Annotated in this window: 10 protein-coding genes; 6 read left to right on the forward strand and 4 right to left on the reverse strand. The window is 32.7% G+C overall.

All coding sequences use genetic code 11. The annotated features are described in order from the left end of the window. The first annotated feature begins 24 nt into the window (after positions 1 to 24). The 6 genes from AB671_RS12485 (at position 25) to AB671_RS12510 (ending at position 8,288) form a co-directional block, all read left to right on the forward strand. A complete protein-coding gene (locus tag AB671_RS12485; protein ID WP_066681979.1) occupies positions 25 to 699 on the forward strand; it encodes a response regulator transcription factor in 675 nt (224 codons plus the stop codon). A 3-nt stretch (positions 700 to 702) separates the two neighbouring features. Then, complete coding sequence (locus tag AB671_RS12490) at positions 703 to 1,986, forward strand: sensor histidine kinase (protein WP_066681975.1); 1,284 nt, start codon at positions 703 to 705, stop codon at positions 1,984 to 1,986. A gap of 263 nt (positions 1,987 to 2,249) precedes the next feature. Then, positions 2,250 to 4,223, forward strand: a complete 1,974-nt coding sequence (locus AB671_RS12495; RefSeq protein ID WP_066681972.1) for an LTA synthase family protein — start codon at positions 2,250 to 2,252, stop codon at positions 4,221 to 4,223. Between the two features lie 238 nt (positions 4,224 to 4,461). Beyond that, positions 4,462 to 6,885: a TonB-dependent receptor domain-containing protein gene (locus tag AB671_RS12500; RefSeq protein ID WP_082987301.1), complete on the forward strand. Its 2,424-nt coding sequence runs from the start codon at positions 4,462 to 4,464 to the stop codon at positions 6,883 to 6,885. Positions 6,886 to 6,895: 10 nt separating this feature from the next. Beyond that, positions 6,896 to 7,486 (forward strand): HD domain-containing protein, encoded by a 591-nt coding sequence (locus AB671_RS12505; protein ID WP_066681969.1) that lies wholly within the window; start codon positions 6,896 to 6,898, stop codon positions 7,484 to 7,486. Between the two features lie 13 nt (positions 7,487 to 7,499). Further along, positions 7,500 to 8,288, forward strand: coding sequence for a phosphatase PAP2 family protein (locus tag AB671_RS12510; protein WP_066681967.1), 789 nt, complete (start codon positions 7,500 to 7,502; stop codon positions 8,286 to 8,288). A 300-nt stretch (positions 8,289 to 8,588) separates the two neighbouring features. Here AB671_RS12510 and AB671_RS12515 read toward each other — a convergent pair whose 3' ends face one another. From AB671_RS12515 to gwsS, 4 genes are all read right to left on the reverse strand, one after another. Next, complete coding sequence (locus AB671_RS12515) at positions 8,589 to 9,884, reverse strand: HlyD family secretion protein (RefSeq protein WP_066681964.1); 1,296 nt, start codon at positions 9,882 to 9,884, stop codon at positions 8,589 to 8,591. Between the two features lie 45 nt (positions 9,885 to 9,929). Beyond that, the gene (locus AB671_RS12520) at positions 9,930 to 10,283 is read right to left on the reverse strand and encodes a four helix bundle protein (RefSeq protein WP_066681961.1); all 354 of its coding nucleotides are present in this window, start codon (positions 10,281 to 10,283) and stop codon (positions 9,930 to 9,932) included. Positions 10,284 to 10,359: 76 nt separating this feature from the next. Further along, positions 10,360 to 12,555: a peptidase domain-containing ABC transporter gene (locus tag AB671_RS12525; protein ID WP_066681958.1), complete on the reverse strand. Its 2,196-nt coding sequence runs from the start codon at positions 12,553 to 12,555 to the stop codon at positions 10,360 to 10,362. A gap of 11 nt (positions 12,556 to 12,566) precedes the next feature. Continuing rightward, positions 12,567 to 13,366: grasp-with-spasm system SPASM domain peptide maturase (gene gwsS / locus AB671_RS12530; RefSeq protein ID WP_066764799.1), on the reverse strand; the 800-nt coding region annotated here is incomplete at its 5' end.

Here is a 13,366-nt window from a genome sequence, read left to right on the forward strand (position 1 = left end):
AAATTCAATATTTAAATTAGCAAAATGAAAATACTGATCATCGAAGACGAAAAAGAGCTCGCTCAAAGTATCGCAGAATATTTATCTGAGGAGAATTATTTGTGCTCTTTTGCAACTAATTTTCGTGAGGCCATTGATAAAATCAAAAATCATGAATATGACTGTATTATTTTAGACATCATGCTTCCTGATGGAAATGGACTTGAGATATTGAAGGAACTGAAGAAGCAAAATAAACAGGATGGAGTCATTATTGTGTCTGCAAAAAATGCAGTAGATGATAGGGTAAATGGTTTGCAGCTGGGTGCCGACGATTATTTAACTAAGCCTTTTCATCTTTCTGAGCTCATGGCGCGAGTATTTTCCATAATCCGAAGAAAGCAGTTTGAAAATTCTAATATCATCCAGCAGAACGAATTGCAAATCGATCTTTTATCAAAGACAATAACAGTCAATCGGGAAGTTGTTGTTTTAACTAAAAAGGAGTTTGACCTATTAATTTATTTTGTCGGAAACAAAAATAAGGTGATCTCTAAAAGTACTTTGGCAGAGCATTTATCGGGAGATTTTGCAGATATGCTTGATAATCATGATTTTGTTTACGCTCATGTGAAAAATTTAAAGAAAAAACTTTATGATGCAGGTTGTGACCACTACTTGAAAACGGTTTACGGTACAGGATATAAATGGATAAATTAAGCGATGAAGCCACTATTAAGTAAAACCACAAAGCCGTTTATTATCTATGTATTGATTGTACTTACGATAAGCATTCCTGTTTATTATTTTGTGGTTGATTTTATTTGGCAGGAAGAATTAGACGAGCACAATACCATTGTTGCTGAGAAAACTTCTTATGAATTTAATAGGTCAGACATTGGTCAAGAAGAAATTCAGCAAAATATTACTTTATGGAACAAAATTCAGCCGGGGACCAATATTGAAAGAATAAATTCAAACCAGATCAAGCCGGATACGATTTTCACGGAAGAAAAATTTAAACCTTTTTCTGCGGATAAAAAAATAGAGCGATACAGATGCCTGAAAAAGGTAATTTATATCAAAAACGTACCCTATCTATTTACGATAGAGACCAATATTGAAGAAACCGAAGATACCGTAATGATCATTGGTCTTGTCACTGGTTTTTTCTTTATTATGATCGTTGTTGGTCTTTTTATTTTAAACAGAAGATTATCTAAGACCATTTGGGAGCCTTTCCGGGATACTTTGGGAAAATTAAAAAAATTCAATCTGAATACCAATAATCAAATCAACTTTAATAATACAGATACTATTGAATTTGAAGAACTTAACGAATCATTGCGTAAATTGATAGACCACAGTGTTTCTGTTTTTAAAGGACAAAAAGAATTTACAGAAAATGCTTCTCATGAGCTGCAGACTCCACTTGCTATTATAAAAAATAAATTAGATATTTTGCTGCAAAGTAAAGATTTAACGCATGAGCATTATGCAATCATTGAAGAAATTAATATTGCGTTAAGCAGAAGTTCAAGAATTAATAAAAATCTACTTTTACTGGCTAAAATTGAAAACAGTCAATTTGATATTGTCGAAATGGATATTTATAAACTCATCGATCATTCTCTCGGAAATCTGGAAGAGCATATTGATCAAAAAAATATTGTTTTTTCTTCTGATATTGATAAAGATGTAAGATCTAAAGGAAATATGTCTCTTACGGAAATATTAATTAATAATCTTTTGATCAATGCAATAAGACATACAGATCAAGGCGGGAATATGAATGTTGAATTAGCAACGGGATGTTTTACAGTGTCTAATTCAGGAACTGAAGGTCTCGTTCCGGAATTAATATTCACAAGATTTAAAAGGTTTTCAAATGATAATAACGGAAGCGGTCTTGGGCTTGCCATTATAAAAGAAATTTGCCGGTTTCAGAATTGGGAAATCAGCTACGATTTTAAAAATAATTTACATTGTTTTTCTGTGAAATTTTAAATTTTTATTTTTTTCTACTTCTAAAATTTCTTTATAAACACAATGTTTTTTGAAGGGATTTAAATTACCAAATATTAAATATTCTTACGAAAAGGATATAGGAATTATTGTGGATTGATCGGAGATTTTTCTTCGGTATTCAACTAAATTTTTAGATTAAAATAAATTCCTATATTTAAAAAAAACGATTCAGCAGGAAAAATTCAAAATTTCTTCAAAATTGAATACTATTATTGTGGATCGTATTTTAATTTAAAATAACTATGAAAATATCGAATTCACTAAAGAAACCTTTTCTAGGGAGGTTTTCAGCGCTTTTCAGTACCTTGGGTTTATATCTTTTACTCTCATTTCTGATAAGAGTAGCCCTTCTAATTTGGTCTTCAAAAGATGTAGATCTTAACCTGTTTTATATCATTAGAGCATTTTTTACGGGATTTTTGTACGATCTGGCGGTAGGTTCTCTATTTCTTTTTTTATATGGAATTTATCTTTTGTTCTTTCCAAAAAGATGGATTGATTCTGTGTTCGACCGATGTTTTACTTACTTTTATTTGACCCTTATTTTCATTATTATTTACTTCAGTTTATTGGCAGAAATTCCTTTTTGGGATGAGTTTGGAGTAAGATTCAATTTCATTGCGGTAGATTATTTAATTTACACGTATGAGGTTGTTGAGAATATCAATCAGTCTTATCCTTTGCCTGTTATTGCTTTGGTTTTAGTTGGATTGATTGTGTCAACTATTTTCATTTTTAAGAAGCAAAATATTTTCAAAAATACTTTTTCAGATAAATGTCCGATCTCAAATCGTATTCAATATATACTTCCTTTTGTGATCATCGCTGTTGCTTTAGGATTGACAATGAAAAATAAACAAGCCGATTTTAGTAATAATCTGGTAGTGAACGAACTGGGGAAAAACGGTGCATTTTCATTTGTATCTGCATTTAAATCTAATGAATTAGATTATCTCACGTTTTACCCGAAACTTTCAGATAAGGAAGCTTATTCTGTGGTGAAGAAAAGTCTTTTGCAGGAAAATCAAAACTATGTTTCTACTCAATTTGATGATATTTCCAGAGCAACAAAAGGAAATCAGGAACAGAATCCGAATATTATTTTGATTGCTATCGAAAGTTTCAGTGCCGACTTTTTAAGCACATTCGGAAATAAAGACAATCTGACTCCGAATTATGAAAAACTAGCCAACGAAAGTATGTTCTTTACCAATTTGTATGCAACGGGAACCAGAACCGTTCGTGGTATGGAAGCGTTAACTTTATCGGTTCCTCCAACTCCTGGAAACAGTATTGTGAGAAGACCTAATAATGATAATTTATTCTCCGTTTCCTCCATTGTACAATCTAAAAATTATCAACCCTATTTTATTTACGGTGGAGATGGTTATTTTGATAATATGAATAATTTCTTTGGCGGACAAGGATTCGATATTGTCGACAGAGACCGAGGAAACCCTTTATCTGACAACATTAAAACTCAAAGATTCAAGATAGAAGATAAAGAAGTGAGTTTTGAAAATGCTTGGGGAATCTGTGATGAAGATTTGTATAAACAATCAATAAAATATGCCGATAAAAGCGCCAAAGTAAACAAGCCTTTTTTTCAGTTTGTAATGACGACCTCCAATCACAAGCCTTACACTTTCCCTGCAGGTAAAATAGACCTTCCGCAAGGTGAAAGAAATGGTGCAGTGAAATATACCGATTATGCTTTAGGAAAATTTATCAACGATGCCAAATCAAAACCTTGGTTTAAAAATACGGTGTTTGTGATTGTAGCAGACCATTGTGCAAGCAGTGCCGGAAAATGGGAAATTAATATCGCGAAACACCACATTCCGGCAATTATTTACAATCTTAATCAAAAATCTGAAAAAATTGAACGCTTGACTTCTCAGATTGATGTGATGCCGACCCTATTCGGGTATTTGGGATGGAACTATAACACCAGCTTGTATGGAAAAGACATTAACCAAACAAAAATTGGTGACGAGCGTGCATTTATAGGAAATTACAGAACATTGGGAATGCTGAAAGGAAATATCTTCACCCAAATTGATGATAGAAAAAGAGTAAAACAATTTGTAGTTTCTGGAGCTGATAAATCTTTATCAGAAGTGAAAACAAAAAATAATGACCAAGTTGCCGAAACGATTTCTTATTATCAAACCGCAAGTGAAAGATTCAAAAATGGAAAAATGAAAATGAAATAAGTTTTTTTATTTAAAAAAATAATTAAAATCCTCCCGCAGGTTTTGCAGATACAGCAGGCTTAAAATTAAAAATAAGTCAGCATTATCAGCAAGATTTGCGGGAGGGTCATTTTTGATAAGCATCATTAAATTATTCTTTATTAAAGCATAAAATTTAAACTTCAAAAACCTCTAAATTCTAAATTTCTTCTAATTCAGATTGCAAATTTGTATCAAAATTATTTAAATGATATTAAAAATGCTAAAGAAGATCGTTTTCCTTTTACTGATCCTTATCTCGGTTAGTTTTATTAAAGCCCAGGTCTCAAATGTTACGGTCTCTGGAATTGTAAAAGATAAACAGGATAAGAATGATCTGGCCTATACCAATATTATCTTGAAAAAAGCAAGTGACGAAACATTTGTTGCCGGAACAATTACCAATGAAGAAGGACGATTTTCACTTGAAGGAATAAAGCCGGATAATTATCATTTAGAAATATCAATTTCGGGATACAATTCTCAAAACCAAGATCTTTTTATAGGAAGTCTTTCAGGGTTTATTGAAGTTCCGATCATCGAGCTGGAAAGTTCTTCTTCAACAAAAGAAACTAAAATTGAGGAAGTTGTTTTAACCTCATCGAAGAAAAATGAGATCATCGATAAGATGGATAAAAAGACCTATTCAGTTGCGGATAATATAAGCCAAAGTGGTGGTTCTATTTTGCAAAGTATGCAAAATTTACCCGGCGTAACGGTTCAGGATGGAAAGGTTCAACTTCGTGGGAACGATAAAGTAACCGTTTTGATCGATGGAAAACAAACGGCGCTTACAGGTTTTGGAAGCCAAAGCGGATTGGATAATATTCCTGCTTCTGCGATTGATAAAATTGAGATCATCAACAATCCTTCTTCAAAATACGATGCCAACGGAAACGCTGGGATCATCAATATTATTATGAAGAAAAATACAAAAAATGGATGGAACGGAAAAGTGGGTTTCACTTATGGCACAGGTTCGCTGTGGGTAAGAAAAGAAAACCTTCCTACAATACGGCCACAATATACTTTTACACCGAAAATAAATCCGTCGGTTTCTCTTAATTATAGAAAAGATAAAGTCAATATTTTCCTTCAGGCAGATAATTTATATTCAGAAACGTTGAATAAAAATGAATTTGTAACCCGAACTTATGACGACGGAACGGTTATTAATTCTCAACTAAAAAGAAACAGAAATACCAATTACCTCACCACAAAAGCCGGAATCGACTGGAATATTGATGCTCAAAATACGTTGACCATTTCGGGATCATATGGAAGTGAGAAAATTATTGACCGTGGTGACCAACCGTTTTTCAATAAAGATCTTTCGCAACGTCTTCGCTTGTGGCAGTTTTTGGAAGATGAGCTCAAAACCACAATCATGGGAAGTGCTTCTTACCAGCATAAATTCAAAGATGCAGGGCATTTGCTGAATGTAGGATTCAATTATACATTCCACAGAGAAGATGAGAAATATTTTTACGACAATTACTTGCCAACTTCCACAGGAACAGATGCTTTTAAATTATTGTCTGATGAACAGGTTTATGATTTCAATATCGATTATGTACAACCTTTAAAATACGGAAGAATTGAAACCGGAATTAAGCTGAGAAACAGAAGTATCCCGACCAATATGAATTTTATTCCGGGTATAAACTCTGTTTTATACGTTAATGCAGGAGGTTGGGCAACTTACAAAGAACTAATTCCTGCTGTGTATGGAAACTATATTTTTGAAAATGAAAAATGGGAAGCCGAATTGGGAATAAGGCTTGAGTATGTGAAAGTTCAGTATGATGTGAATCCTTTTCATCCAACTTATAAAAGTGACAGTTACAATTACACACAGCCTTTTCCAAATTTAAGATTGGCTTATAAACTAAACGATCACAATAAGTTATCTGTATTTTACAATAGGAGAGTAGACCGTCCGAATGAAGTGGATATCAGAATTTTCCCGAAATATGATGATGCAGAAATAATAAAGGTCGGAAACCCACAATTAAGACCTCAGTTTACCAATTCAATCGAGTTGGGACACAAATATAACTGGGATAGTGGCTATCTGTATTCTGCTCTTTATCATCGTTTTGCGAATGGAACTATTACCAGGATTTCGAGCATTGTTCCTAAAAGTACGTTAATTTATGCTGTGTTTCAGAATGCGGGGAAAAGTTATAATTCAGGACTGGAAATGATCTGGAATCAAAAGGTTTCAAAGACATATTCATTTAATATCAATGGAAATATTTACAGAAACCAGATCAATGCGTTTTCTGTGGAAAACCTTTATCCGCAACCAAATATTTTCTCTGCCAATCAGGAAACTGCTATTTCCGGAAATGTAAAACTGAACAATATTTTTAAAATTTCTAAAGGATTTGATGCACAGTTTACAGCTGTTTATCTGGCGCCGGATATTATTCCGCAAGGAAAAATAGGTTCAAGGTTTTCGATGGATTTAGGAATTAAAAAATCGATTCAAAACGGAAAGGGAGAACTGTTTTTAAATGCCACCGACCTGCTGAATACAATGGTTATCAAAAAGAAAATTCAGGGAAATGGATTTGCTTATATCAGCGATGATTATTACGAGACGCAGGTTGTAAGATTGGGTTACAGCTATAAGTTTTAAATAATTAATGATGAATAATGTATTACAGGCTGTAAGAGATTATGCCATATTATTCCTTACAGAAAATCTTTCCGATGCGCTCACATTTCACAATATTGAGCATACTTATGAGGTCTTGGCGGCAGTGCAGGAGATAAGTAAGGAAAATGTATTGAACGAAGAAGATCTTTTTGCATTACAGATTGCTGCATGGTTTCACGATTGCGGATATGTCTATTGCTACAAAGGTCATGAAGAAGAAAGTATAAGAATTGCCAAAAACTTTTTAGAAAACTTCGGTTGCGAAAAAGCCTTTATAACAAAGGTCCTGCAATGTATAGAATCAACAAAATATCCTCAAAATCCAACTTCAGAAATTGAAAAAATACTCTGTGATGCAGATTTGTTTCATTTAACAAAAACCAATTATTCCAAATATGAAAAAGCTCTAAGACTGGAGTTCGAAAATTATCTCGGACTTATTTTTACCGATGAAGAATGGCAGATGAAGAACAATGATTTTTTTAATGATCATCAATATTTTACAGAATATGGGCAAAAAATCCTCACGAAATTTAAAGAGGTAAATATTCAGCTCATGAATTATCCTACTAAATTTTAATACCCAAAAAGAAATGTCAAATTATCGTCAGAAAACTGTAGTTGGTCTTTGCATTTTAACATCAGTCTTTGGAAAAGCTCAAAATAATGATAGTATTCAGGTTCAGGAAGCCCCAAAAGACAGCACAACTGCTATAAATACAGAAAAGAATATGCTGAACTATAAAAACTTCATCATTCCTACGGCATTTGTAGGATACGGAGTGGCAAGTTTAAGTGTAAGCGGTTTTAAACAGTTAAATTTTTCTACCAGAGATGAAATTAATGAGCACAAGCCAGATCACATCAGGCTAGACAATTATGCCCAATTTGCACCCGCAGCGTTGGTTTACGGACTTAATGCTTTCGGAGTGGAAGGAAAACATAATTTTAGAGACCGAACAATTATTTACGGAACATCAATGCTGATCGCATCTGCCATTGTAGTTCCTTTGAAACATGTGGTAAAAGAGGAGAGACCAGACCGATCCAATAATCTTTCTTTTCCATCGGGACATACAGCGATTGCGTTTGCTTCTGCACAATTTATGTTCAGAGAATACAAGGATACCAATTTTCTATTGGGAATTTCGGGATATTCTTTGGCGGTTTTTACAGGAGTGTACAGAATGCTGAATGATAAACATTGGGTAGGAGATGTGGCTGCAGGAGCCGGTTTTGGTATTCTTTCCACAGAATTGGCGTATTGGCTGTATCCAAAAATCAATAATTTACTGGGTGGTAAAAATAAAAATGCAGCGACCATGGTGATGCCTTTTTATCAGGATAAAAGCGTGGGAATAGGATTTGTTAAGAGTTTTTAAGTGAAGTTTTTTAGTACATGGTAAAAACTTAAAATATCTTTTTATCCTTAGAGCAAAAATAATTCGTCTCATTGGTGAGGCGAATTATTTTTGTGACCAAGACAGGCTATATTCAAATATTTGATAGAAAATCTATAAAGAATTTTTCTAATTTAAAATAGATCATCTGTCTTGTGAACTGCCACACCAGTGTTCAAAACATTTAGTAGTAGATATTGATTACTTTAAAAGCTGTTTGTATAACTAAATTTTTATATAGCTCAGTTGTCTAAAAGCACCTTACCACAGAATGACATTATTTTAGGATTGATAGCCCAATAATTTTCTAATCTGATAGAAAAACCTTTCAATCAACCTTAAATCCTGAGTAACGATTTCGGCATTTCCTCTCAACTCTTTATCGAATTTTAAAGTTTTATTGTAAGATGTTTTTAAACCTTTAGGCAATACAACATCTACATAATAATTGCCTTTATCATCGGGAATTAATGAAATATTCTGAACTTTTCCTTCAATAATTCCGTATTCCTGAAAACGGTAATTATCTAATTTTATCAATACTTTTTCGCCAGGAATAATTTTCCCAGAATTGGCTGTAGGAACCGACATTCTTCCAACTATTTGCTCTGTATGATCCGGTAAGATAGATAATATAGGATCACCTGCTTTTACAAACTGATTTTCACCATAAAACTGTTGAAAACTAGCCATTCCATCCGTAGAAGAAATAATAAGATAGCTCTGTTCCCACTGCTTTAAAGATTTACGTAACTGCTCAAATAACTGAAGCGTTTGCGACGAATAAGTAATTTTATCTTTTTCGATGTTGATTGCAGTTCCGCTTTTGGTTTTATTGAAATTAGAAATACTTTCCTGCAATTGAGAAAGAGAAATATTTAAATTTTCTAAGCTTTGCTGAGCCTGAAGGTATTTTATTTTTTCGCTTTCAAGTTCTACTGCAGCAATCACCCCTTGATTAAATAATTCTTGGGATCGTTGATAGCTTTTACGGGAAAGTTCAGTTTTTGCCACTTCAAGATTCTTTTGTTGCTTTAAATTAGCAATCCTACTTCTTGATTCTGAAATACTGAGATTGGTAGCAATATTTTCCGGAGCATAAGGTTGTAATCGGATAAATAAATTTTCATCCTGAAAAGCTTTCGCAAAACTATTGTAATCGCCCTGAAGTTCACCCAATTTGAAGTGAGAAGCTTCTTTAACAGGGAAAGAAAGCAACTGATCTGAAGCGATAGAATCTACGAGTTTTTTTAGTTTTAAAACATCTTGATAATTTGCTGTAGACTGCAAAACCATCATTACATCACCTTTTTTTACTTTTTGATGATTTTTAATAAATATTTTTTCGATTTTTGAACTGCTTCTTGCCTCAATTTTTTCTGGCGGATTTTGTGATGTCACGACGATAGGCGCCGGAACAAATTCCGGGTATTTGATAATGTAACTCATCGCAAGAATAAGCAATAAGATGAGTAATATAATTGTATTTCCCCATCGAAACATCCAATGTGGTGGATTCGTAAGAATATCCTGAACGCTTTCTGAGCGAAGTTCTATATTATCTAAAATGTCTTTCATTTTAATTAGAAATTAGTATTTAGGAATTAGTATTAAAAATGCCTATTATTTTAGTTTTAGAGTTTTTGTAATAGATATTAAAAGTTTTAAAATTTCTGTAGCATCTTTTGAAATGGATGAAAATTCTTCTTCTGAAAGAAAATGAGTTTCGTATAAGAGATCAAGCCAATATAAAGTCTCATTAGCTTCTTTTAATGCAATATATAGTTTGTTTAAAAAATCCTTATCACTTTGTGCAAATTCACTTTCTGCAATTAATGCTCCAATAGCAGTACCACTTCTTAAAAGTTGTTTTGATAGAATAAACTCTTTTTTGTTATCAGCTAAAAACTTATAGCAATGAATAATTCGTATCGCAAATTTTTTAGACTTAATATGAAGGATATTATCTTCTTTCATTTTAATTAGAAATTAGTAGTTAAAAATTAAGACAGAAATAAAATTACTAATTTCTAAATACTAATTTCTAATTTAATTAATTCCCTAATTCCAGTTGATTTTTAACAAGTCTGTAATATTCTCCTTTTAAAGTTACCAATTCCACATGATTTCCTTCTTCTACAACTTTACCTTTATCGAGAACGATAATTTTATCGGCATGCTTTACGGTTGATAATCTGTGAGCGATAACAATAGCTGTCTTTCCTTTGAAGAACTGTTCCAGGTTTTCCATAATTACCTTTTCATTATTGGCATCTAAGGCACTCGTTGCTTCATCGAAAAAGATATATTCAGGAGATTTGTAAACGGCTCTTGCGATGAAAAGCCTTTGTTTTTGTCCGCCACTTACGCCCAATCCTTCATTTCCAATCTTTGTATTATAACTCAACGGTAATCCTTCAATAAACTCTTTAATATTGGCAATCTCAACTGCTTTTCTCAATTTTGATTTATCTACATAATCTTCTCCAACTGCAATATTATTGGCAATGGTATCATTAAAAACATATCCTTCCTGCATCACAACTCCACACTGATCTCTCCAAAATCTTGGCGAGATGTTTTTCATTTGGGTATTTCCAATTTTTATTTCACCTTCATTAGGTTCATAGAATTTCATTAATAATTTCAATAATGTCGTTTTACCGCTTCCGCTGGCTCCAACAATTGCCGTAGTTTTCTGGTAAGGAATATTTAAACTTAAATTTTCAAAAACCGGAACATCAGAACCAATGTATCTGAAAGACATATTGTTGATTTCTATATCTTTTTCTGGAACTTCAGTGGCATATTGTTCATCTTTACTTTCTTCATCTTCTTTATCATGAATTTCACCTAACCTTTCCAGAGAAATTTTAGCATCCTGAGTTTGCTTGATAAAATCAATGAGTTGTAATAATGGACTGTTCAACTGTCCGATAATGTACTGAACAGAAAGCATCATCCCTAATGTAAGGTTCCCTTCCAACACCAATTTAGCAGATAGAAAACTCACCAGGATATCTTTCATTTGGTTGATAAAATTTCCACCAACCGATTGCCATTGTTCTAATGAGAGTGATTTTATTCTAAGTTTGAAAAGTTTTACTTGCAAAAATTCCCAGTCCCAACGTTTTTGCTTTTCAGCGTTGTACATTTTAATTTCCTGCATTCCATTAATCAGCTCAATCACTTTACTTTGCTCCTGTGAAACCTGAGAAAATCTTTTATAATCAAGTTCTTTCCTTTTTCCGAGAAAAAAAGTAATCCATCCGATATATAAAACTGCTCCCACCAGATAAACAACAAACAATCTGTAATCATAAAATAGCAAAACAATACTGAAAATAATTAAATTAACCAATGAAAATAGTGTATTCAGTGATGAGTTGGTCAGAAGCTGCTCGATTCTGTGATGGTCATTGATTCTCTGCATAATATCCCCAGTCATTCTTGTATCAAAGAAACTGATTGGAAGTTTCATTAATTTAATAAAGAAATCTGAGATAATCGAAATGTTGATTCTGGTTGAAAGGTGGAGTAAAATCCAGCTTCGGATCACCTCAATTCCCATTCTGCCTAGAAAAAGCATTACTTGAGCGAGAAGAACCAGATAGATAAAATTCAGATCCTGATTTTGAATTCCCACATCCACAATACTTTGTGTAAGGAAGGGCATAATGAGCGAAAGTAAACTTCCCGCTAATAATCCTACCGCCAATTGAACAATTAGCGATTTATATTTTAGTAAATATTTAGATAAAAAAGAAAAGCTGGCTTTACTTTCGTAATCATCAAATTCGGTCTGAAAAAATGCAGGTGTCGTTTCCAGAATCAAAGCAATTCCTTCTTCTGTATTTTCGTTGGCATTTTCACCAATCCATCTTTTGATAAATTCTTCTCTGGGATAGGTAATCAGTCCGTAGCTGGGATCTGAAATATATACCAAATTATTTTTATCGATTTTATAAACAACCACAAAGTGATTTTTGTTCCAGTGTACAATACACGGGAAAGGAACTTCTTCAGCCAGTGTATTAAAGTCGACCTGAACTCCCAAAGAACGGAAACCCAAATCTTCGGCAGCATCGCTTAAACCAAGCAAGCTGCTTCCTTCACGGGTTGTTTCTGAAAGGTTACGAATCTGTTGCAGGGAAATACTTTTTCCGTAATGTTTGCTGACAATTCTGAGACAAGTAGGGCCGCAATCTTTCGAATCGGGCTGTATGTAATTTGGGAATTTTTTTTTCAATTAATTGTGATTTAATTTTTCTTAACTAATTCTTGCATCCTATAATACTTTATTGCTTTTTGTTTAAGAGGATTAGTGCTCCATTCCTCCCATTCTCCAGTATAAGGACTGTAACCACATTTAAGAGGTTTGGAAGTATCTAAACCAAATTCATTTTCATGAGTTTTTTCAGTATATGCTCTGCAATCAGTACAAATATAACGAAACTCACAATCTTTGCAAACTTCTATTTTATCTTTGGTAAGATTCCAATATTTTTTGAAGTCTTTATGGTTTAGAGCTTTTTCTAATGTTGTATCTTTTATGTTTCCAAAGCTTTGGGGCATTGATGGGCAGTTACGGATATTGCCTTCTGCATCAATGGAAATTTTTTTGTGAAGGCAGGAGTTGCAATGTGTAGATTCATTATAAAATGCACGACTTGAATTCATGTTTTCTAATTTAACAGTGCCACAACTAACAGGAATTTTAAGTTCATCTTTAATTTTTACAATTTCAATGGATCCGTAATTTATCTTTATGTTCTCATCTGCAGTATGCATTATAAACTGTAAATATTTTTCCGAATGAAGTTCTTCATTTTTAATAAAGTTAAATATTTCAGAGGTATAATTTAATACTATTGAAACTTCATTAATATAGGTGTCATTGAACAACTTAAGCAATGAAAATAATTGAAAAATATCTTTATTAACGAAAATTTTTTTTAATCGAATCTGAATAAATTTAATTTTATTATGTGTAATTTGCTGAATAATTTTTCTTTGTAAAATATCTAAATTATCAAGATCAATGATTAAATAGTTTAAAT

This window comes from Chryseobacterium sp. BGARF1, from assembly GCF_001677955.1.
In the GTDB taxonomy this organism is placed as follows: Bacteria; Bacteroidota; Bacteroidia; order Flavobacteriales; family Weeksellaceae; genus Chryseobacterium.